Below are 23,373 nucleotides of genomic sequence, written 5' to 3'. Positions count from 1 at the left end.
CGCGAACGCCTCCCCTGTTATTGGCTGCGGTTATTTCGCCTTCAGCACTTTCACCCGATAACGTCCGTCCGCCTGACGATAGGCGCCGTGAATGTCGGTTTCAAAGCCCGGATAATGCGCGCCGATTTCGCACAGCATCTGCAAGAACTCCAGTACCGGCCGGCTCTCCTCGGTCAGCATTTCGCCCGGCATTACCAGCGGCACGCCCGGTGGGTATGGGAGGATCATATTGGCGTTGACCTTGCCGACCATCTCTTCCAGATAGACTTCTTCCACTTCGCCGTGCAGCTCTTTCTGGAACGCCTGGTACGGGTTCATCACCATGGTTGGCAGCACTTCGAACGCGCGGTACATCAGGTCCGGCAGGTTGTGTTGTTCAACCAGGCGGTGAATGTTCTGCGCCAGATCCTGAATGCGCATGTTTTCATAGAAATCAGGCGCTTCCTGATACAGCGAAGGCAGCATGTTTTTCACCCGCAGGTTCAGATCGAACGAACGTTTGAAGTCAGTCATCGCGCGCAGCAGGCTGAGCGCCTTGGTTTTGTCGATGCCGATACTGAACAGGAACAGCAGGTTGTACGGCCCGGTTTTCTCGACGATGATGCCGCGTTCGTCGAGGTATTTCGCCACGATACTGGCCGGGATACCGAACGGCTGCATCTCGCCTTCCTTGCTCATCCCCGGCGTCAGGATGGTGACCTTGATCGGGTCGAGGTACATGTGTTCATTGTCGATGTTCTTGAAACCGTGCCAGGCGCTGTCGGAACGCAGCGGCCAGCATTCCGGCTCATCGATATGCTCCGGCTGCCAGACGTCGAAGAACCAGCCGTCGGATTCGACTTTCAGGCGTTTTATCTCTTTACGGAACTTGATCGCACGTTCGATCGAGCCGTGGATCAGGCGCTTGCCGGCGTTGCCTTTCATCATCGCCGCGGCGGTTTCGGTAGAGGCCACGATGCCGTAGTGCGGCGAAGTGGTGGTGTGCATCATGTAGGCTTCGTTGAAAGTTTCTTCGTTGATGTCGCCTTTCACGTGAATCATCGAAGCCTGCGAGAAGGCCGCCAGCAGTTTGTGGGTGGACTGGGTTTCATAGATCACCTTGTCCTTCACTCGCCCGCCGCTCATGCCGCACTTGCCTTTATAGATCGGGTGGAAGTTGGTGTAAGGCACCCAGGCGGAGTCAAAGTGGATCGACTTCACGTCCAGGGTGTTCTTGATAAAGTCGGTGTTGTACAGCAGCCCGTCATAGGTGGAGTTGGTGATCACCGCATGCACCGGCCAGGTGGCGTTCGGGGTGTCCTTCACGCGTTTGGCGATGGTGGCGCGCTGGAACTCGCTCTGCGGAATGCCGCCGAGGATGCCGTAGGCGTTGCGGGTCGGGCGGAAATAGATCGGCGTGATGTCGCTCATCATCATCAGGTGAGTCAGCGACTTGTGGCAGTTACGGTCAATCAGCACCGTGCTGCCGGCCGGCGCCGAGTACATGCCGACGATCTTGTTGGCGGTGGAGGTGCCGTTGGTGACCATGTAGCTGCGTTCGGCATTGAACACGCGGGAAATGTACTCTTCCGCCTCTTTATGCGGGCCGGAGTGATCCAGCAGCGAGCCCAGTTCAGACACCGAAATCGAAACATCCGACTTCATGGTGTTCGGGCCGAAGAAATCGTAGAACAGGCTGCCCACCGGGCTTTTCTGGAACGCGGTGCCACCCATGTGGCCCGGCGTACAGAAGGTGTACTTGCCTTCGCGCACGTATTTGAACAGCGCCTTGGTCAGCGGCGGCAGGATAGTATCGATATATTCGTCGGTGTTCTGTTTGATCTTGGCGGCGATATCGGTGGCCGCGCCGAGCGCATATTCGAAGAAGCGCACCTGCATGCGCAGATCGTTCAGGCTGACGTCCAGCGTGGAATAGGTGTTGGCGAATGCGTACAGCGGCATGTATTCGTTCAGCTGGCTGATCTCTTCGCACAGTTCGAGATTGTATTTATCCCAGTCGAAGATAACCCCACACAGACGGGCATTGTTCTCGATCAGTTTCAGCAGGTCTTCGCGATCGTTAGGGTAAACGATGCGGAAATCCAGGCTTTCCAGCGCCTGATGCAGTTCACGGATTGGCTCTTCTTTGAAGTAGACACCCATGTGATTCATGATGGCAATAACGTTCATATGCATTTCTCCTGGCAAAGCAAGCCCCTTCCCGTCGCGGCTGACAGGTCGGAAAGAAAGGGGCTGGGTAAATTCAGTCGGTCAGCGGACGCGAATCAGTGCGCTTTGGCCGTGGTGTTTTCATCGACCGCCGCTGCTTCGGCAGCCTGGCGGGTATTCATTTTCCGGGCGTAGAACATCAGGATAATCAGGCTGATGATAAAGGTGCCGGACAGTTCGAAAGAGTTGGCGCCCATCAGCGCGATAAAGCAGAAGCCACAGCCGCATACCGACGCGATCAGGCTCAGCAGGTTGCGCACGTTGACCCCTTCGAAGCGGATCAGGTCTACGCAGGAGTAGAAGTAAGGCAGCATGGTCAGCAGCACCGCAATGCCGGTCAACTCGCCGAACAAGTCGGAAGCCTTACCGCCGGCGGAGCTCATCAGGGTGATCAGCACCATCAACGCGGTCATTTTGCAGCCAGCCAACAGCAGGCCTTTCTTCGGAATGCCGTTTTTATCCAGCTCACCGTACACTTTCGGGAAGTTGCCGTCGTTGGCGGCGCGGACCCCGGCCTGGCCGACCAGCATCATCCACGAGCCCAGCGAGGTCAGGCAGGCAAAGGCGGTGAACGCGGAAACCATCGGTGCGGCCCAGTTGCCCATAATCGCCGAGGCGCTGATGGCGAACGGCGCGCCGCTGGCGGCCATTTCAGACGCCGGGAACATGCCGCTGATCACCTGGGTGGCGGCGATATAGATAATGCCTGCCAGACCGGTGCCGAGCATGGTCGCCAGCGGAACGGTGCGTTTCGGGTTTTTCACCATGCCGGTGCTGACCGCGGCGGATTCCACACCGATGAATGCCCACAGGCACAGCAGGATGCTCTTGATGACCGCGTGGCTGTCGGTGGTGCCGGAGGTATTCCAGTTAGCCTGATAGGTGGCCACGTCAAACCAGTGCCAACCGATAGTGGCGGTCACAATCACCGGGATCAGCACCAATACCAGGCCCAGGGTGGTCAAACGGCTGACCCAGGTCCCACCCAGCATGTTCACGAAGGTGAAGATCCACACGATGGCGATACAGGCGATGCCGGCGGGTACCGGGTTGTTCAGCGCCGGGAAGAAGGTGGAGAGATAAGAAACGGCGGTAATGCCGATGGCCAGGTTGCCGATCCAGTTGGCATGGTAATAAAGCACGCCGGTCTGGAAACCGAAGGCCGGAGAAATTTCACCGGCATAGGCGATAGGGCCACCCTGCTGCGGGTTTTTGGTGGCGAGGCGGGCATAAACATAAGCCAGCGACATCGCCCCGATAATCGAGATCACCCATCCCCAAATGGCGATGGATCCGAGACTCGCCAGGTTGGCGGGCAATAAGGCAATCCCGCTCCCCATCATATTACCGGCGACCACGCCGGTGCAGGCGATAAGCCCTATTTTCTTGGGTGAAGCCATGGTCAGTTTCTCCTGATTTACGTTTCTTATAAGCCTCGCCCAGAAATAAAAGATTTTAATGAGCCGGCTTGATAGTCAGGATGCTAACCATCGAGGGGAATAAAGTCCTAAAGATAAAGTGAGATTACGCTCATGATCATACAAATGATAACCTGAGGTTTTTCATTAACACATCAAGATAAAAAGGTTAGCTAAAGAAAAGATAAACATCGTTTTAAAACATTAAGATGCACAAGTTAATGGCGCATAACAAACGGAATAAACAGGACAATAATACGCAGTAAAATAACACAATCTCGCAACATGGATTCACCAATAAATAACGCCGCCAGGGTTCCCTGAGGATAATGGCGGCGCTATTTCGGTTAACTACTGCCGCTGATAGTTATTTAAATAAGGCACCACGTTAGTCAATGAAGTCTGGAATACGCCGTTAGTGATCCAATGCAGCGTATCTTCACCGGGACGAAGATTGAATGCGGTAATATAAGAATCCGCCGCCAAATGGTTCTGCCCCTGCATTTCATACACCTTGCCCAGCAGCACATAATTCAGCCACGACATTTGCAATTCAATTCCCAGATCGATCGCCCGATGCGCCTCGTCAATGCGCCCCTGCGCCAACGCGTCTACCGCCAGAACTTGCTGCATGATCGGCGTATTTTTCAATTCGGGGATCGTCGCCAGATGGCTGATATCGGCGCGCAATTGCGCCAATGCCTGGCTGTCGAACGGTTGATAGGAATTACGCAACAAATCCACCAGCGCTTTTTCCGCCAGCAGATAGTGGAAATTCGGCGCGCCTTTTATCAGCTCGCTCAGCTGGGCGCTGGCACGGGTCAACGAATCGGCGTCGCCGCGGATCAGCAATTGGTGCGCCTGATAGAAACGCTGCAGCAACGGCCCGTTGTCGGGCAACAGCTGCGCCAGACGCTGCTCCAGCTGCGGCGGCCAGGGCTGTTTCAGCGCGGTGGACAAGCTGGTGAGGAAATCGGTCTGGATCTTCAGCTGATTATCGGCGGTGATGAAGTAACGCTTGTCCAGCATGACTGAGCTGTCTGCGTTGTCCACCAGCCGTACGGACAGGAAGCACTGCTGGGCGCGATAGTGGCGCTGATTGACGAATTCGATGTACAGCGACTTGCCCGAGTTGCTGGGGCCGGAATAGTTGTAATTGGTCTGGTCATGCACCAGGAAGGTCGAGTAGGTGTTCAACGAATCGGTGATCAGCTCGCTGACGCCCACGACATAAGAGAGCTGCGGCATCCAGTTGCTGCAGCTCTCGCCGCCCTGGATACGGATATCGATATCGCGCGGGTTGAGCAGCACCGGCATGCTGGATACCGGCACGCGCTGCGACAGCGTGGCGATGCCGACAAACGCCACGCAGACGCTCAGCGCACTCAGAAACGCCACCCACACCCAGAAGGTCGAGCGGCGATAAAAGCGCGGCTTCTTTTCAGCGGGGGCGGCAGGCGGCGCGCTTGCCCGGCGCGGCGGCACATACGGCGTCTCGTCTTCCTCGCTGCCGTCTTCCGGTTCATGCATGATCACCGCGATCTGCGGCGCCTGCGCGGGGGTGGGTTGCGTCTCCCCCTCTTCACACCAGATCACCGACGACGCCAGCTTATACCCGCGCTTGGGCACGGTAATAATGTATTCCGGGCTGTCACCGTCGCCGTCTTTCAGGTATTTGCGCAGCTCTGAAATACATTGAGTCACCACGTGGTTGGTGACGATATTACGCTTCCAGACATTGTCGATCAGCTCGTCGCGGCTCAGCACCACGTCGGGATGCCGGGCGAAATAGCACAGCATGTCGATCAGGCGCGGTTCCAGCGTTTTTTGGCGTCCGTCGCGGCTGATGGTGTTGTCGGCAGGGGTAACCAGCCACTCCCCGACGCGAAAAGCAGGCTCTTGCATGGCGGAAATAACTCTGTAGGCATGTAGGGCAAGGGCGCGATAATAGCATAACCGCCCCCGGCTGTGGCCGCCGGGGGGCGATTAATCATTTATCTCTCATATAATTCTAACGGTAAACCATCAGGATCGCTGAAAAAGGTAAAGCGGGATTGGGTGTAAGGGTCGACACGTACCGGCTCGCAGACAACGCCGGCTGCCTGCAGATGGGCAATGGTCTGGTCGATGTCGTCGACGCTGAACGCCAGATGGCGCAGGCCGCAGGCCTCCGGGCGGCTGACGCGTTCCGGCGGCGAGGGGAAGGAAAACAGCTCAATGGTGTATTGCCCGTTGAGCGCCAGATCCGCTTTCCAGGAGTCGCGCTCCTCGCGGTAAACCTCACCCAGCAGAGTAAATCCGAGAATGTCGCAGTAAAAACGCTTGCTGGCGGCGTAATCCGCGCCAATGATCGCGATATGGTGTACCTGACGTAACGCCAGCATAGAAACCCCCAGTCCGGTCTGATGAGGCAAGGTATCCGGCGGCGGTGATGCCGTCAATGGCAAAAACCCCGCGGCAACCGCGGGGTAATATTCAGCGCGCGACGTCTCAGGCTTTCAGATCCGCCAGCGCCGCGCCGAAGTTGATGTGCAGCACTTGCCCATCGACCACCAGCGCCGGCACGCTCTGCACACCGGCGCGCTCAGCCTCGGCCACGCGCGCCGGGCGTTCTCCCAGATGCACCACTTCCACCTGCACGTTATCGCTCAACAGCCCCAACAGCTGCTGCTCGGCGCTGACGCATACCGGGCAACCGGCATGATAAAACACGGCGTTAGTCATAGTCATTCTCCTTGATATTGACGGTTTCGGGCGTTTTTACCACCCACATTGTTTCGAATCGAAACAATTTGAACGGTATGTCAGCACCGAACGCTTGTCAACATAGTTTTTAATCGATACTATTTCCGCAACCGAATGAGGATACAATGCTAAGACTGTTTGATCTGCTTGAACGCCTGAATAGCCTGCAACGCAGCTGGCTGCGCAGCCACGAAGAATTGGAGAGCCTGCCGCCGGTGCAACTGAGCGCGCTCTACTATCTGGCGCGCTGCAATCACTACTCCAATACGCCGATGGCGGTGGCGGAGTACCTCGGCCTGACCAAGGGAACGGTCTCTCAGTCGCTGAAAAAACTGGAGCTGAACGGCATGATCGCCCGCACGGCGGACGCAAAGGATCGGCGCAGCGTGCGGCTACAGCTGACCGAAAAATCGCGAAGTTTAATGGATGCCCTGTTTCCCCCGGCCTATCTACAGCAGGCCCAGGAGGCTATGCAACAGGACGGCGAACAGCTGCAGGCGCTGTTGACCCAATTGCTGCGCCAGCTGCAGCGGCAGGAGAATGCGGCGTTATTCGGCGAATGCCACCGCTGCCGCTACCACCAGCAGCGGGATGGCCAACCGTTTTGCGGCCTGACGCAGGAACCGCTGCCGCTCGACAGCGTGAACCTGATCTGCCGGGAATTCGCCTGAGTTACTCCTCAGGGGTTTTCAACACCTTCACCAAATAGCGCCCGTCTTCTGTCAGTTTGGCGCCGTGAATGTCGGTTTCAAAACCGGGATAGCGCTCGCCAATCGAGCACAGCATCAGCAGAAAATCGAGCACCGCCCGGCTCTCTTCGGTGATCATCTCCCCCGGCATCACCAGCGGTACGCCCGGCGGATACGGCAGGATCATATTAGCCGCCACCTTGCCCACCAGCTGATCCAGCTCACAGGTTTCCACGTTGCCGCGCACCTGCTCCTGGAACATTTGGTGCGGCGTCAGCTTCATTTCCGGCAACACGTCAAACGCCCGCTGCATCAGGCGCGGCAGATCGTGTTGGCAGATCAGGTGATGAATGCCGGCGGCCAGATCCTGGATGCGCATATGGCGGTAGAAATCCGGATCTTCGGCGTACAGATCCGGCAGCATGTTCTTCACCCGCAGGTTGAGATCGTAGGCACGCTTGAAATCGGTCAGGCCGCGCAACAGGCTCATCGCCTTGGTTTTGTCGATGCCGATGCTGAACAGGAACAGCAGATTATACGGCCCGGTCTTCTCCACCACGATGCCGCGTTCGTCGAGATACTTCGCCACCAGCGCCGCCGGGATCCCCTCCTCCTCCAGCGCGCCCAGCTCATTCATGCCCGGTGTCAGGATCGTCACTTTGATCGGATCGAGGTACATGTGATCGCGATCGGTCTGGCCAAAACCGTGCCAGTTGTCGTCCGGATCCAGCGGCCAGCACTGCGCCTCATCGATCGCTTCCGGCTGCCAGATGTCGAAGAACCAACTGTCGCTCTCCTCACGCAGCCGCTGCACTTCACGGCGGAAATGCAGCGCGCGCTCCACCGAACGGTTGATCAAGCGGCGCCCGGGGTTGCCGCGCAGCATGGCGGCGGCGGTTTCCATCGACGCCACGATGCCGTAGTGCGGCGAGGTAGTGGTGTGCATCATGTAAGCTTCGTTGAAGGTGCTTTCGTCATAGTCGCCCTTGATATGAATCATCGAGGCCTGCGAGAAAGCCGCCAGCAGCTTATGCGTCGACTGGGTTTCATAGATCACCTTACCGGGCACCCGATCGCCGCTCATGCCGCTCTTGCCGTCGTAAATCGGATGGAAGTTGGTGTAAGGCACCCAGGCGGAATCAAAGTGGATCGACGGCACCTCCAGCGTCTGCTTGATGTAGTCGGTGTTGTACAGCAGGCCGTCATAGGTGGAGTTGGTGATCACCGCGTGCACCGGCCAAGTGGCGTTCAGGGTTTCCTGCACCCGGGTGGCGATGCTGGCGCGGGTGAACTCGCGCTGCGGAATGCCGCCGAGAATACCGTAGGCGTTGCGCAGCGGGCGCAAATAGATCGGCACGATATCGCTCATCATCAGCAGGTGGCACAGCGATTTGTGGCAGTTGCGGTCGATCAGTACCGTGCTACCGGCCGGCGCCGAATACATGCCGACGATCTTGTTGGCGGTGGAGGTGCCGTTGGTGACCAGATAGCTCTGCTCGGCGTTGAAGGTGCGCGCGATATACTCTTCGGCCTCCAGATGCGGCCCGGTGTGATCCAGCAGCGAACCGAGTTCGGTAACCGAAATCGAGATGTCGGCCTTCAGGGTATTGGCACCGAAGAAGTCATAGAACAGGCAACCCACCGGGCTTTTCTGGAACGCGGTGCCGGCCATGTGGCCCGGCGTGCAGAAGGTGTATTTCCCTTCGCGCACGTAGTTGAACAACGCCTTGGTCAGCGGCGGCGTAATGGTGTCGATATATTCCGCGGTGTACTGCTGGATGCGCTGCGCGATATCGTCCGCCGCATTCAGGCCGTACTCGAAGAAGTAGAGCACCATGCGCATTTCATGCAGGCTGACGTCGAAGGTGGAGTGGGTATTGATAAAGGCGTACAGCGGCAGGTATTCGTTCAGTTCGTTGATCTCGCTGCACAGCTCCAGACTGTAATCGTCCCAGTCGAAGATCACCCCGCAGATGCGGGCATTGGCTTCGATCAGCTTCAGCAGGTCGCCGCTGTTTTTGGGGTACACCAGCTGAAAACCCATGGCGGCCAGCGCAGCGTGGAGCTCGCGGATCGGCTCATCTTTGTAGTAGACGCCCGTCGGGCCCATGATGGCGATGATATTCATCGGCAGCTCCTGTCAGTTAACGGCCAAGTCTCTATAACACCACGAAAATCCGGCGGTGTGTAGCCAAAAAAAAAACCGCCCGAAGGCGGTTTCTTACAGCGAAGAACAGAACTCAGCAGTAGCCGTAGTTCATCAGGCGCTGGTAGCGGCGGTTGAGCAACTCTTCGTCGTTCAGACCGTCCAGATCTTTCAGATCGGCCAGCAGCTGCGCTTTCAGCGCGGCGGCCATCGCCGGCACGTCGCGGTGCGCGGAACCCAGCGGCTCCGGGATCACCGAGTCGATCAGCTTCAGCTCTTTCAGACGCGGCGCGGTAATGCCCATCGCTTCTGCAGCCAGCGGCGCCTTGTCGGCGCTCTTCCACAGGATGGAAGCACAGCCTTCCGGCGAAATCACCGAGTAGGTGCTGTACTGCAGCATGTTCACCTTATCGCCCACGCCGATCGCCAGCGCGCCGCCGGAGCCGCCTTCGCCGATGACGGTGCAGATGACCGGTACGTTCAGACGCGACATCTCACGCAGGTTGCGCGCGATGGCTTCGGACTGGCCGCGTTCTTCCGCGCCCACGCCCGGATAAGCGCCTGGGGTATCGATAAAGGTGATGATCGGCATCTTGAAACGCGCGGCCATTTCCATCAGGCGCAGCGCCTTACGGTAGCCTTCCGGCGCCGGCATGCCGAAGTTACGGCGGATCTTCTCTTTGGTTTCACGGCCTTTCTGGTGCCCGATGATCATCACCGGGCGGCCATCCAGGCGCGCAATACCACCGACGATCGCTTTGTCGTCGGCGTAAGCGCGATCGCCCGCCAACTCTTCGAAGTCGGTAAAAATGTGTTTGATATAATCCAGGGTATAAGGACGGCGCGGGTGGCGTGCCAATTGGGCAATCTGCCAAGCCCCAAGATCGGCAAAAATCTTGCGCGTCAGCTCAACGCTCTTTTCACGCAGGCGCTGAACCTCTTCGTCCAGATTAATATCTAATTTTTCGTCTTGACGGCTGACTGCAGTCAGCGAGTCAATTTTCGCTTCCAGCTCCGCAATCGGCTGTTCAAAATCAAGAAAATTCAGACTCATAGCATTCCTATTTTAGTCAAATTCCAAGTCCACCTGCTCGTTGCCTACCAACGTCCGCAAGTCGATCAACAAGCGGTCGGTGGGCGTCACGCGCCAGGTTGCGCCAAAACGCAGCTTGGCTCGCGCATCTTCCCGTTGATAGTAGAGATGCACTGGAATCGTCCCCGATCGATGGGGTTCCAACGACTGACGGAGACGGTTCAAAAGCTGGTCATCAATTTGCCTGTCAGTCAGCGAGATAGCAAGCCCACGAGCGTATTTTTCACGGGCTTCACTGATGTCCATTACTTCGCGGGCCATCATTTTAAGCCCGCCGCTAAAGTCATCAAAGCTGACCTGTCCACTGGCGATAAGGATACGGTCTTTTTCCAACAAATGCTGGTATTTTTCTAACGCTTCGGTGAATAACATCACTTCCAGGCGGCCCGAACGGTCATCCAGCGTACAGATGCCGATGCGGTTGCCACGCTTGGTCACCATCACCCGCGCGGCGACCACCAGCCCGACGGCGGTGGTCATTTTGCCCCGATCCGTCGGGTGCATGTCTTTCAAACGCTGGCCACCGGCGTAACGTTCGATTTCCTTCAGGTACTGGGTGATCGGGTGGCCAGTCAGGTACAGCCCCAGCGTTTCCCGCTCTCCGTCCAGCACCACCTGCTCCGGCCAGGGCGCGATATTGGCGTAGGATTGCTCAACCTGCTCCGGCGCTTCCGCCAACACGCCAAACATATCCACCTGGCCGATCGCTTCGGCTTTCGCATGCTGATCCGCCGCTTTCAACGCGTCGCCGAGCGAATTCATCAGCGCGGCGCGGTGCGGCCCAAGGCGGTCGAACGCCCCGGACATGATCAGTTTTTCCAGAATGCGGCGGTTCAGTTTCTTGATGTCAGAGCGCGCGCACAGGTCGAACAGATCCTTGAAGTAACCTTGTTCGCCGCTGTTGCGCGCCTCGATGATGGCTTCGATCGGCCCTTCCCCCACGCCCTTGATGGCGCCGATGCCGTAAACGATCTCGCCTTCGTCGTTGACGTGGAAGTGATACAGGCCGCTGTTGATGTCCGGCGGCAGGATCTTCAGCCCCATGCGCCAACATTCATCCACCAGCCCCACTACTTTGTCGGTGTTGTCCATATCGGCGGTCATCACCGCCGCCATAAACTCGGCCGGGTAGTGCGCTTTCAGCCACAGCGTCTGGTAGGAGACCAGCGCATAGGCGGCGGAGTGCGATTTGTTGAAGCCGTAACCGGCGAATTTCTCCACCAGGTCGAAGATTTTCACCGACAGTTCGCCGTCGATGCCGCGCGATTTCGCTCCGTCTTCAAAGCCGCCGCGCTGCTTGGCCATTTCGACCGGGTTCTTTTTACCCATCGCACGGCGCAGCATGTCCGCGCCGCCCAGCGTATAGCCCGCCAGCACCTGGGCGATCTGCATCACCTGTTCCTGATACAGGATGATGCCGTAGGTCGGTTCCAGCACCGGCTTGAGCGACTCGTGCTGCCACTGGATATCCGGGTAGGAGATCTCTTCGCGGCCGTGTTTGCGGTCGATGAAGTTATCCACCATGCCCGACTGCAGCGGCCCCGGACGGAACAGCGCCACCAGTGCGATCATGTCTTCGAAGCAGTCGGGCTTCAGACGTTTGATCAAGTCTTTCATGCCGCGCGATTCAAGCTGGAACACCGCCGTGGTTTCCGAGCGCTGCAGCATGTCGAAGCTTTTCTTGTCGTCGAGCGGAATGGCGGCGATGTCAATCGGCTCCAGCCCGGTCTTGGCGCGCCGGGCGTTGATCATCTCCAGCGCCCAGTCGATGATGGTCAGGGTGCGCAGACCGAGGAAGTCGAACTTCACCAGCCCAGCGTATTCCACGTCGTTCTTGTCGAACTGGGTCACCGGGTGATGCCCTTCGGCGTCGCAGTACAGCGGCGCGAAGTCGGTGATTTTGGTCGGTGCGATCACCACGCCCCCGGCGTGTTTACCGGCGTTGCGCGTCACCCCTTCCAGCTTGCGCGCCATGTCGATCAGCGCCTTGACCTCTTCGTCGGCCTCGTAAATTTCCGGCAGTTGCGGTTCGGCGGCGAAGGCTTTCTCCAACGTCATGCCCGGATCCGGCGGCACCAGCTTGGAAATGCGATCGACGAAGCCGTACGGGTGCCCCAGCACCCGGCCTACGTCGCGGATAACCGCTTTCGCCGCCATGGTACCGAAGGTAATGATCTGCGATACCGCTTCGCGGCCATACATCTCCGCCACGTGCTCGATCACCTGATCGCGTTTCTCCATGCAGAAGTCGACGTCAAAGTCGGGCATTGAGACACGTTCCGGGTTCAGGAAGCGTTCGAACAGCAGGTCGAACTCCAGCGGATCGAGGTCGGTGATTTTCAACGCATAGGCCACCAGCGAACCGGCGCCGGAGCCGCGCCCCGGGCCAACCGGCACGTTGTTATCCTTCGACCATTGGATAAACTCCATCACGATCAGGAAGTAGCCGGGGAACCCCATCTGGTTGATCACCTTCAGCTCGACGTCGAGGCGCTCGTCGTATTCCGGGCGGCGCTGCGCACGCACTTCAGGATCGGGGAACAGGAACTCAAGGCGCTCTTCCAGCCCCTCTTTCGATTTGAGCACCAGGAAGTCCTCGGTGCTCATATCGCCGGTCGGGAACTGCGGCAGGAAGTATTCGCCGAGGCGAATGGTGACGTTGCAGCGCTTGGCGATCTCGACGCTGTTCAGCAGCGCTTCCGGGATGTCGGCGAACAGCTCGCACATCTCGTCTTCGCTGCGCATGTATTGTTGCGGGCTGTAGTTGCGCGGCCGCTTGGGATCGTCCAGCGTAAAGCCGTCGTGAATGGCGACGCGAATTTCATGGGCGTCGAAGTCGTCTTCCACCAGGAAACGCACGTCGTTGGTGGCCACCACCGGTAAGCCGCGTTCGGTGGCCAGCGCCACCGCCGCATGCAGGTAGTTCTCTTCGTCCGGGCGGCCGGTGCGAATCAGCTCCAGATAGTAACAATCTGGGAAATGCTGCCGGTAGAAGTCCAGGCACTGCTCCACCTGCGCCTGATTGCCGCGCAGCAGGAATTTGCCGACGTCGCCCTGACGTGCGCCGGAAAGCAAAATCAGCCCTTCGCGATGTTCGATCAGCCAGTCGCGATCGATGACCGGGCCGGCGGCGCCGTAGCCACGCTGATAGGCGCGGGAAATCAGCAGCGTCAGGTTCTGGTAGCCTTCGTTGTTGCTGGCCAGCACCGTCAGCTGAGCCAGTTCATCGCCCAGCTCTTCGCTTTGCACATGGAAATCCGCGCCGATGATCGGTTTGATCCCGGCGCCGTGCGCGCTGCCGTAGAACTTCACCAGCCCGCACAGGTTGGTAAAATCGGTGATTGCCAGAGCAGGCATGGCTAACGCGGCGGCTCTTTTCACCAACGGCGCCGTCTTGGCCAATCCATCAATCATGGAGTAGTCACTGTGGACGCGCAGGTGAATAAAACGAGGTTCGGCCATCTCCAGATACCTGAATGAAGGGGTTCAGCGTGTTGAACCCGGGTTAATGCTATCGTCGAGCCTGAGCAATCAGGCCCGCAGGCTACAGCGCCAGCGCCCTTTTCACCGGCGCGAAGCTGCGGCGGTGATGCTCGGTGGCGCCCAGCGCAGCCAGCCGCTCCAGGTGGAAGGCGGTCGGGTAGCCTTTATGCTGCGCGAAACCGTAGTCCGGGAACTCGCGGTCCAGCTCGGCCATTTCGCGATCGCGCGTGACCTTCGCCAGAATGGACGCCGCGCTGATCTCCGCCACGCGGCTATCGCCCTTCACCACCGCCTGCGAACGCATCGGCAGGTTCGGGCAACGGTTACCGTCGATTAAAACCATGTCCGGCGCGATATGCAACCCGGCCACCGCGCGCTGCATCGCCAACATGGTGGCGTGCAGGATGTTCAATTGGTCGATTTCCGCCGGTTCGGCGCGCCCCAGGCTCCAGGAGAGCGCTTTGGCGACGATTTCGTCATACAGCGCCAGGCGGCGCTTTTCACTGAGTTTTTTGGAGTCCGCCAGCCCGACGATAGGCTGCGCCGGATCGAGGATCACCGCCGCGGTGACCACCGCACCGACCAACGGGCCACGGCCCACTTCGTCCACACCGGCAATCAGCGTGGCAGCGGGATAGATAAAGGGTTCAATCATGCTTTCGCCAGCTCCAACACAGCCTGAGCGGCCTGTTCGTCCGCACCGCAACGGATGCTTTGGTGCAAGGTAAGGAAAGTGTGTTTCAGCGCGTCGGTTTCGGGGCTCGCTTCCAGCAATGGCATTACGGCGGCGGCCAATTTGTCCGGCACGCAGTCATGCTGCAGCAGCTCGGTGACGATCTCGCGCCCCGCCAGCAGATTCGGCAGCGAAACGTAAGGCGTTTTCACCAGCTTCTGCGCCAGCCAGAAAGTGAACGGCTTCATGCGATAGCCCACCACCATCGGGCACTTGGCCAGCATGCACTCCAGCGCCGCCGTGCCGGACGCCAGCAGCGCCGCGTCGCTGGCGATCATCGCCTCGCGCCCCTGGCCGTTCAACAGGTGTACGGTCAGATCCGGCGCCACTTCAGCCTTGATGCGCTCAAACTGTTCGCGCCGCTTGGCGTTGACCAGCGGCACCACCACTTCCAGCTCGGGATAACGCGTGCGCAGCAGCTGCGCGGTTTTGAGGAAGTCGGCGCTCAGCATCTCGACTTCGGCGCCGCGGCTGCCCGGCAACAAGGCCAGACAGCGCGCCTGCGGGGCGATGCCAAGCTGAGCGCGCGCCGCCAGCCGATCAGGCTGCAGCGGCATGGCGTCCGCCATGGTGTGGCCGATAAACCGGCAGGGCACGTTGAAACGATCGTAAAACGCTTTTTCGAAAGGGAGAAAGGCCAGCACCAGATCGGTGGCTTTGCCAATTTTGAAAACGCGCTTTTGCCGCCAGGCCCACACGGAAGGGCTGACGTAGTGGATGGTGCGGATGCCGCGCTGCTTGAGACGGCCTTCCAGCGTGATATTGAAGTCCGGCGCGTCGATGCCGACAAACACGTCCGGCTGCAGTTCGCTAAAGCGACGGGTCAGATCCTTGCGGATCTTCAACAGGCGTGGCAAGCGCTCGAGCACTTCCACCACGCCCATTACCGCCAGCTCTTCCATTTCGTACCAGGCTTCACAGCCTTCGGCCTGCATCAGCGGGCCGGCGACGCCAACGAAACGCGCGTCGGGGATCTGCGCCTTGAGCGCGCGGATCAAACCGGCGCCGAGAATGTCACCGGAAGTTTCTCCGGCGACCAATCCGATAGTCAATGGACGCTTTGACATAACTCAGCGAATGATGCCGCGGGTGGAACGGGTGAAGAAATCGAGGTACAGCTGCACCACCGGCTGCTCTTTGGCCAGGGCTTCGATTTCCGCTTTCGCTTCATCCAGCGTTTTCTCGCTGCGATACAGGATTTTGTAGGCGTTGCGAATCGCCTGCATTTCATCCTTGTCAAAACCGCGACGTTTCAGGCCGACCGCATTGACGCCGAACGGCGTCGCGTGGTTGCCCTGAGCGATGACGAAAGGAGGCACATCCTGAGCAACCCCGGAACAACCGCCTACCATCACATGCGCACCGATAACGCAGAATTGGTGGATCGCCGTCATGCCGCCGATGATGGCGTGATCGTCGATTTCCACGTGGCCACCGAGCGTTGCGTTATTGGCCAGCACGCAGAAGTTGCCGACTACGCAGTCATGCCCGATATGCGTGTTGACCATCAGCAGGTTGTCGCTGCCCAATTTAGTCACGCCGGTGCCCTGCGCGGTGCCGCGGTGAATGGTGACGCTTTCGCGGATGCGGTTGCGGTCGCCCACTTCAACGCGTGTCGGTTCGCCCGCGTATTTCAGATCCTGGTTCACTTCACCGATAGAGGCGAACTGATAGATCTGGTTATCGCGGCCAATCTTGGTAATGCCGTTCACCACCACGTGGGATTTCAGCACCGTGCCGGCACCGATTTCCACCTGGGAACCCACGTAGCAGAAAGGGCCGATATGCGCACCGGCGCCGATCACGGCGCCTTCTTCGACTATCGCGCTTGGATGGATAAAGGCGGTTTGGTCAATCACGGATTAAGCCTCCCGGCTGCGGGCACACATCATGGTTGCTTCGCAGACAATTTTACCGTCAACGGTCGCCACGCCTTTAAAACGCGTCAGACCGCGGCGAGTTTTCTCGAAGGTGACTTCCATGACCATCTGATCGCCAGGCACAACCGGGCGCTTGAAGCGAGCTTCGTCGATACCGGCGAAGTAATACAGCTCGCCCGGTTCCAGTTTGCCGACGCTCTTAAACGCCAGGATGCCGGTGGCCTGCGCCATGGCTTCCAGAATCAATACGCCTGGGAAAATCGGTTTGCCAGGGAAGTGGCCCTGGAAAAACGGTTCGTTCACCGATACGTTCTTCACCGCACGCAGATATTTGTGCTCTTCAAACTCGAGGACGCGGTCGACCAGCAAGAACGGGTAACGGTGAGGAAGCAGATCCAAAATTTCTGCAATATCCAGAGTATGAGTGTCAGTAGTCAAAATACTCTTCCTGTCTCTAAAAACTGATGGCATCAACAACACGGCCTGCGCTGACCCCAAAAGGAGATCATCATGCAGGCCGCAAATTAACATCTCTTTGCGCTTTTGGTCTCACGACCAACGCGTTTCGTTTTGTCCCCGCCAGGGCGGGTGGCAATGATTAGTCTTTTCCGACTTTACGTTCGACAGCTTTCAAGCGCTTGCTGATCTCATCGATATTCATCACCAACGCAGCGGTTTTACGCCAAACCTTGTTAGGCTGCAACGGAATGCCCGAAGAGTATACCCCAGGTTCGGTGATTGGTCGCATAACCATTCCCATTCCGGTAACAACAACCTTGTCGGCAATCTCCATGTGACCGTTGATCACGCTGGCGCCGCCGATCTGGCAGTAGCGGCCGATTTTCAGGCTGCCGGCCATGATCACACCGCCGGCGACGGCGGTATTGTCGCCAATCACGACGTTATGTGCAATCTGGCATTGATTGTCGATGATAACACCATTCCCGATCTGGGTGTTATCCAAAGCGCCGCGGTCAATGGTGGTGCAAGCGCCGATTTCGACGCGATCGCCGATAATCACCGTGCCCAACTGAGGGATTTTGATCCACTCGCCGCGCTCGTTCGCATAGCCGAAACCGTCGGCGCCGATCACGGTGCCGGACTGGATCAGGCAGCGCTGGCCGATTTCAACCGCATGATAAATCGTGACGTTCGCCCACAGACGCGTACCCGCGCCGATGCGTGCGTGTTTGCCGATGAAGCAGCCCGGGCCGATAACCACGTTATCGCCAAGCACCGTGCCCGACTCGATCACCGCGTTCGCCCCAATGGCGACGTTCTGCCCCAGCTGCGCTTCAGGCGAGATCACCGCGCTTGGCGCGATATCCTGCGCCGGTGCCGGCGTGGTGTCCATCAGCTGCGCCATGCGCGCGTAGGTCAGGTAAGGGTTCTTAACCACCAGCGCCGCAGTACGACAGTGTGGTAAATCCGCTTCGGTAAGCACCACGGCGCTTGCCTGGCAGGAAGACAGCTGCTCTTGATAGCGGCTGTTTGACAAAAACGTGATTTGGCCAGGCTGTGCCGAATGCATAGAAGCAATGCCGGTGATGACGATATCGCCATCACCGTGCAATTGTGCATCCAACTGCTGCGCTAAATCAGCCAGTCGAATTGAAAGCATGTGTTATTTAACCTGTTTCAGCACGTCAGCAGTGATATCTTTGGAAGAGTCTGCATAGGCAACGGCGTTGGCGTCGATCACCACGTCATAACCGCCTTTGCTGGCGACGGATTTCACAGCGTCCTGGATACGGCTCAGGATCTTGTTACGCTCTTCCATCTGGCGGCGACGGTTGTCCTGCTCGAAAGCCTGCGCTTTCTGAGAGAACTGCTCGCGCTGCGCCATCACGTCTTTTTCCAACTTGCTGCGATCGCTGGCTTTCATGGTAGCGCCGTCACGCTGCAGACGTTGCATTTTGGTCTGCAGGCTACGTTCCATGTTCTGGAGCTCGCTTGCACGGCCTTTAAACTCGTTTTCCAGCTGTTTAGCGACCGCTTCGCGGGCCGGCAGCTGTTGGAAAATGCTGGAGACGTTAACGACAGCGATCTTATCTGCTGCCTGAACGCCAGCTGAAGCAGCCATTGCTAAACCGAGGCCTGCGGCACACAACCACTTTTTCACTATAAACTCCTTACCATCACCCATTTGTGTCATATGACACTGAAGTACACAATTTGCCAGACTTATCCCACCAAACAATGAGAATCATCTCCCTCTGCCGGCGGGCGCCTGGCCATTGCGATTCTTAATAACTGTTATGCCCAGAGGCGAGACCCGTTACCAGGTCTTACCGATGTTAAACTGGAACTGTTCGGATTTGTCGCCTTCGTATTTCTTGATCGGGTTGGCGTAAGAGAACACCAACGGCCCCAGTGGCGACATCCACTGCAACGCGATACCGGCGGAGGAACGAATATTTCCGGCCTTGCTGTAGTCAGGCACGCCATACATCAGCGTCTGGTCGGTATTCTTCCACTTGGTATCCCACACGGTACCCGCATCGATGAACAGCGAAGTCCGCACCGAGTTGGCGTATTTCTCGCTGATGAACGGCGTCGGGGTGATCAGCTCCAGGCTGGCCACCGCCATGGCGTTACCGCCCACCGCATCGGTCGAATTACAGATGCTCTGACGCGTGGTAGTGCTGCCGGCGTTGAACTGGCACTGATACGAGTTGGAGTTGTAGTACACCGCCTTCGGACCGATGGTGTTGGACTGGAAGCCACGCACGGTGCTCGAACCACCGGCATAGAAGTTCTCATAGAACGGCATTTCCTTGCCGCCCAGCCCATCCGCGTAACCCAGACGGCCACGGCCCAACAGCACCCAGGTGCGGTCGTCGTTGATCGGCACGTACTGCACGCTGTCCAGCGTCACTTTGTAGTATTCGTTGTCCGAGCCAGGAATGGTGACCTTGCCGTTCAACGTGGTACGGTTGCCCGAAGTCGGGAAGTAGCCGCGGTCCAGGTCGTTGTAGGTCCACCCCAGGTTCAGGGTAAAGTCGTCCGTCGAGTAGCTGGCGCGATCGTTCTTATCGGTGGTATCCACACCCATCGAGCCGAGATAACGCCACATGGCGATCTGCGGCTGCATGTTCGACAAGCCGTTGTGGACATAGCCCAGGCCAGTGCGCAACGAGTTGTTTTCGTTGATCGGGAAGCCCAGCGTGCCGTCGACACCGTAACTCTTGTTGGTGTAGTCGGACAGGTCCGCGTTATCCGCTTTAAAGTCATTGTAGAACACGCGGCCGCCCAGGCTCACACCGTCAACGGTGAAGTACGGGTTGGTGACCGACAGTTCGGTATAGGTTTGGTAGTCGTTCTTGGTGCCGCTGATGCCGACCGAGTAGCCGGTACCCAACCAGTTATCCTGCTGCACGCCCGCCTGGAAGCTGACGCCGCTCTCGGTGCCGTAACCGACGCCGAAGTTAAAGGTACCGGTGTTGCGCTCTTTCACCTTGTAGGTAACGTCGACCTGATCGGCGGTGCCCGGCACGCGCTGGGTTTCTACGTCAACCGTTTCGAAGTAGCCCAGACGGTTCAGACGCTCTTTGCCCTGCTCGACCTGCTCGTTGCCAAGCCAGGCGCCTTCCATCTGGCGCATTTCGCGGCGCAGTACGGAGTCCTTGCTGGTGTCGTTGCCTTCGAACTTGATGCGGCGCACGTAGAAGCGGTTGCCCGCGTCGACGTTGACGTGCAGCTTGACGGTTTTATCCGCGTCGTTGATTTCCGGCTGGGTGCCGACGCGCGGGTAAGCGTAACCATAACGGCCCAACATCGTTTTGATGTTGTCTTCCATTTTGGTCACCTTGCTGCCGTTGTACAGCTCGCCCGGTTCGATCTTGGTGATCTGAGCGACTTCCGCCGAGTGGCCGGCCAGGTTGCCGTTCACGACAACATCGGAAAGCTTGTACTGGTCGCCTTCGGTGATGTTGATGGTGATGTAGATGCCTTTTTTATCCGGCGTCAGGCTCACCTGGGTAGAGTCGATGTTGAAGCGGGCATAGCCGCGATCCAGATAGAAGCTGCGCAGGGTTTCGAGATCGCCCGCCAGCTTTTGTTTCTGGTATTTGCGGTCGCCGACCAGGTTCCACCACGGCACTTCGTCACGCAGCTGGAAGCGCGAGATCAGTTCGTCGTTGGTGAAGGCATGGTTGCCGACGATGTTGATTTGTTGAATCTTGGCGGAGACCCCTTCCGTGAACACCAACTTCAGGTCGACACGGTTGCGCGGCAGCGGCGTGACCACGGCTTTCACCGAGGCGCTGTACTTACCGACGCTGTAGTAGAAGTCTTCCAGCCCTTTTTCAATGCTGGAGATCGTGGTGCGGTCGAGCGCCTCGCCCACCCGGACGCCGGAGGCTTCCAGGTTCTGCTTGAGCATGTCATCCTTCACCGACTTGTTGCCGGAGAAAGTGATGCTGGCGATGGTAGGACGTTCCTTCACCTGCACGATCAACGTATTACCATCGCGCAGCACGCGCACGTCCTCGAAGTTGCCGGTGGCAAACAAGGCACGGATGGTATTACTGATGTCATCGTCAGTGACGGTATCGCCGACGCGAACCGGCATGTTGAGTAACGCCGCACCGACGGCGACTCGTTGCAGGCCTTCGAAATGAATATCTTTCACTACGAACCCGTCTGCACCGTATACGGTGGCGCTGCCAAACAGCAGCGACGCTATGAGCAACTTTTTCATCGCCATCGTTGTTATGCGTTCTTCCTAACCTATCCCCGCCCCTAGAGGCGGGAAAAATCATTGAAAAGTGCAAGACCCATCAACAACACCAGCACGATCGAACCTATGCGGTAGCTGTAGTCCTGTACTCGCTCGGAAACCGGCCCACCCTTCAGCTTTTCTATCGCCAGGAAGAGGAGATGCCCACCATCTAACACCGGTAATGGGAACAGGTTGATGATCCCCAGGTTGACGCTAATCAACGCCAGGAACATCAGATAATACACGAACCCGACTCCGGCTGACGCCCCTGCTCCCTGTGCAATCGAGATCGGGCCACTCAGGTTGTTCAGCTTTACATCACCGGTTATTAATTTGCCCAGCATGTTGACCGTCAGCCGCATCAGCTGCCAGGTCTTGTCACCGGCCTGATACAGCGCCGAGAACGGTCCATACTGGCGAATCGTCTTATACTCGTCCGGCAGCGGCAGCACTTTTGGAATGATGCCTGCAAACCCCACCGATTTGTCTTTTCCCACCGGCTTTGTATCCGGTATCAGCGTCAAAGACAAGGGGGCGCCGTTTCTTTCAATCTCCAAAGCCAGCGGTTGCCCAGGGCCATCGTGGATACGCTTCACCAGCGTCTGCCAACGACCCAGCGGCTGACCATCGACTTTAACGATCCTGTCCCCCGCTTGTAAACCCGCCTTTTGCGCCGCCGAGTTCGGCTGCACTTCCGCCAGCACGGATTCGATCTGCGGGCCGCGCGGCATAATGCCCAGCGCGACAACGGGATCCTGCTTGTCCGGTTCAAAGTTCCACTGGCGCAAATCCAGGGTTTTGGTCACCACCAGCGAAGAGCCGAACGGCGCGACGCCGACTTCGGTTTGCGCATCGCCAATCTTCGCCACCAGCGCCAGACGAACTGACTCCCAATCAGGCGTTTCGATGCCGTCAACCGACTTTAGTTCCATTCCAGACGAAATTTCGGCCTTGGCGGCGATCGATTGCGGGGTGATTTCGCCGATCACCGGACGGAAACTCGGCACGCCGATGATAAACACCAGCCAGTAGGCAAGGATAGCAAACAGGAAGTTGGCGATGGGGCCGGCGCTGACGATGGCCATGCGCTGCCAGACGGTTTTGTTGTTGAAGGCCTGGTGGCGCATTTCCGGCGCCACCGACTCCACGCGCTCGTCCAGCATCTTCACGTAGCCACCGAGCGGGATCAAGGCGATGACGTACTCGGTGCCCTGGCGATCGGTGCGGCGCCACAGCGCCCGGCCGAAGCCGATAGAGAAACGTTCAACGCGCACGCCGCAACGGCGGGCAACCCAAAAGTGTCCGAACTCGTGCACGGTAATCAAGATACCGAGCGCAATCAGAAACGCCACCAGGTTCCAAAGCACGCTGACCATCATCCCTCACTTTCCGTCATCGACGGATTAAAACACCAACAGCATCAGGCAGGCAAACACCGGCACCGCCGCGGTCAGGCTGTCGATACGATCCAGTATGCCGCCATGACCGGGGATCAAATGACCGCTGTCCTTGATGCCCGCTTCGCGTTTGAACATACTTTCGGTCAGATCGCCCAGCACCGAAGCCAGCGCGGCGAGCACCGAACAGATCAACAGGGTGGCCGGCACCACGTTCAGCGGCGCATAGCGGCCGAACAGCCAGGAGATGACCGCCGACGTCAACAGCCCGCCGATCAACCCTTCCCAGGTTTTGCCCGGCGAGACCTTCGGCGCCAGCTTATGCTTGCCGAACAGCTTGCCGAACATGTAGGCGCCGGAATCCGCGCCCCACACCAGCAGCATCACGTACAGCAACCACCAGGCGCCGGTAAACGGGTTTTGCTCGTAGCCGTATTGACGCAGCGCCAGCATGCCCCAGAAGAACGGCACGATGGTCAGCAAGCCAAACAGCAGACGCAAAGGGCGCGAATTGCGCCAGATGGCCGCAGAACCGGGGTAGAACAGCACCAACAACAGCGCCGCCAGCCACCAGACCAGCGACAGCCACAGCGAGCCGCTAACTTGCGGCACGGATTGATGGTAAGCGGGGACGCTGAGCATCATCAGCGCCAGCAAAAAACCGCACAGTATCGCCAACCAGATGCGCTGCGAACGGGAGGTGAAACCGGCCAGTTGGCCCCACTCCCAGGCTGCTAACATGCACACGACGAGCGTTACCAGAGCAAAGGCCAGCGGCGGCAACAAGAACAGCGCCGCGATAACGATCGGGATTAAAATCAGAGCAGTTATGAGGCGATACTTCAGCAAAAGTTCTCC

At 58.3% G+C, this 23,373-nt stretch carries 18 protein-coding genes; 1 reads left to right on the top strand and 17 read right to left on the bottom strand.

Going from position 1 to position 23,373, the window contains the following annotated elements; genetic code table 11:
* Positions 1-30: 30 nt before the first annotated feature.
* From cadA to BHU62_RS19510, 5 genes are all read right to left on the bottom strand, one after another.
* Entirely contained in the window at positions 31-2,169 is a 2,139-nt protein-coding gene (gene cadA, locus BHU62_RS19530; protein WP_073533736.1) for a lysine decarboxylase CadA, read from the bottom strand.
* Between the two features lie 95 nt (positions 2,170-2,264).
* A complete protein-coding gene (cadB, locus tag BHU62_RS19525; RefSeq protein WP_073533733.1) occupies positions 2,265-3,608 on the bottom strand; it encodes a cadaverine/lysine antiporter in 1,344 nt (447 codons plus the stop codon).
* A gap of 369 nt (positions 3,609-3,977) precedes the next feature.
* On the bottom strand, positions 3,978-5,531 hold the full coding sequence (gene cadC, locus BHU62_RS19520) for a lysine decarboxylation/transport transcriptional activator CadC (protein WP_073533730.1): 1,554 nt from the start codon (positions 5,529-5,531) through the stop codon (positions 3,978-3,980).
* Between the two features lie 89 nt (positions 5,532-5,620).
* The gene (locus tag BHU62_RS19515) at positions 5,621-6,010 is read right to left on the bottom strand and encodes a VOC family protein (protein WP_073533727.1); all 390 of its coding nucleotides are present in this window, start codon (positions 6,008-6,010) and stop codon (positions 5,621-5,623) included.
* A 106-nt stretch (positions 6,011-6,116) separates the two neighbouring features.
* On the bottom strand, positions 6,117-6,350 hold the full coding sequence (locus BHU62_RS19510; RefSeq protein ID WP_073533726.1) for a glutaredoxin family protein: 234 nt from the start codon (positions 6,348-6,350) through the stop codon (positions 6,117-6,119).
* A 146-nt stretch (positions 6,351-6,496) separates the two neighbouring features.
* Between BHU62_RS19510 and BHU62_RS19505 the strand changes: the two genes are divergently transcribed.
* The gene (locus BHU62_RS19505) at positions 6,497-7,042 is read left to right on the top strand and encodes a MarR family winged helix-turn-helix transcriptional regulator (RefSeq protein ID WP_073533725.1); all 546 of its coding nucleotides are present in this window, start codon (positions 6,497-6,499) and stop codon (positions 7,040-7,042) included.
* Between the two features lies 1 nt (position 7,043).
* Here BHU62_RS19505 and BHU62_RS19500 read toward each other — a convergent pair whose 3' ends face one another.
* The 12 genes from BHU62_RS19500 to cdsA all read right to left on the bottom strand — a co-directional run bounded on the left by BHU62_RS19500 (position 7,044) and on the right by cdsA (position 23,364).
* A complete protein-coding gene (locus tag BHU62_RS19500) occupies positions 7,044-9,188 on the bottom strand; it encodes a lysine decarboxylase LdcC (RefSeq protein WP_073533724.1) in 2,145 nt (714 codons plus the stop codon).
* A gap of 112 nt (positions 9,189-9,300) precedes the next feature.
* Positions 9,301-10,260: an acetyl-CoA carboxylase carboxyl transferase subunit alpha gene (gene accA, locus BHU62_RS19495; protein WP_004931972.1), complete on the bottom strand. Its 960-nt coding sequence runs from the start codon at positions 10,258-10,260 to the stop codon at positions 9,301-9,303.
* Between the two features lie 12 nt (positions 10,261-10,272).
* Complete coding sequence (gene dnaE, locus BHU62_RS19490) at positions 10,273-13,761, bottom strand: DNA polymerase III subunit alpha (RefSeq protein WP_073533722.1); 3,489 nt, start codon at positions 13,759-13,761, stop codon at positions 10,273-10,275.
* 82 nt (positions 13,762-13,843) lie between these two features.
* Complete coding sequence (rnhB, locus tag BHU62_RS19485) at positions 13,844-14,437, bottom strand: ribonuclease HII (protein WP_073533720.1); 594 nt, start codon at positions 14,435-14,437, stop codon at positions 13,844-13,846.
* Entirely contained in the window at positions 14,434-15,582 is a 1,149-nt protein-coding gene (gene lpxB, locus BHU62_RS19480; protein WP_073533717.1) for a lipid-A-disaccharide synthase, read from the bottom strand. The genes rnhB and lpxB overlap by 4 nt, the downstream gene beginning before the upstream one ends.
* Before the next feature lie 3 nt (positions 15,583-15,585).
* On the bottom strand, positions 15,586-16,374 hold the full coding sequence (lpxA, locus tag BHU62_RS19475) for an acyl-ACP--UDP-N-acetylglucosamine O-acyltransferase (protein WP_073533713.1): 789 nt from the start codon (positions 16,372-16,374) through the stop codon (positions 15,586-15,588).
* A gap of 3 nt (positions 16,375-16,377) precedes the next feature.
* Positions 16,378-16,833, bottom strand: coding sequence for a 3-hydroxyacyl-ACP dehydratase FabZ (gene fabZ / locus BHU62_RS19470; RefSeq protein ID WP_004931962.1), 456 nt, complete (start codon positions 16,831-16,833; stop codon positions 16,378-16,380).
* Positions 16,834-16,993: 160 nt separating this feature from the next.
* Positions 16,994-18,016, bottom strand: a complete 1,023-nt coding sequence (gene lpxD / locus BHU62_RS19465) for a UDP-3-O-(3-hydroxymyristoyl)glucosamine N-acyltransferase (protein ID WP_073533710.1) — start codon at positions 18,014-18,016, stop codon at positions 16,994-16,996.
* 3 nt (positions 18,017-18,019) lie between these two features.
* The gene (gene skp / locus BHU62_RS19460; protein WP_004931958.1) at positions 18,020-18,517 is read right to left on the bottom strand and encodes a molecular chaperone Skp; all 498 of its coding nucleotides are present in this window, start codon (positions 18,515-18,517) and stop codon (positions 18,020-18,022) included.
* 156 nt (positions 18,518-18,673) lie between these two features.
* Positions 18,674-21,103, bottom strand: a complete 2,430-nt coding sequence (gene bamA, locus BHU62_RS19455; protein WP_073533701.1) for an outer membrane protein assembly factor BamA — start codon at positions 21,101-21,103, stop codon at positions 18,674-18,676.
* Between the two features lie 35 nt (positions 21,104-21,138).
* Entirely contained in the window at positions 21,139-22,494 is a 1,356-nt protein-coding gene (rseP, locus tag BHU62_RS19450) for a sigma E protease regulator RseP (protein WP_073533768.1), read from the bottom strand.
* Between the two features lie 27 nt (positions 22,495-22,521).
* Entirely contained in the window at positions 22,522-23,364 is an 843-nt protein-coding gene (cdsA, locus tag BHU62_RS19445) for a phosphatidate cytidylyltransferase (protein WP_073533699.1), read from the bottom strand.
* Between the last annotated feature and the right edge of the window lie 9 nt (positions 23,365-23,373).

The sequence above is a fragment of the Serratia marcescens genome, from assembly GCF_001902635.1.
Lineage (GTDB): Bacteria > Pseudomonadota > Gammaproteobacteria > Enterobacterales > Enterobacteriaceae > Serratia > Serratia marcescens_F.
This window is presented reverse-complemented; position numbering and strand designations above follow the sequence as displayed.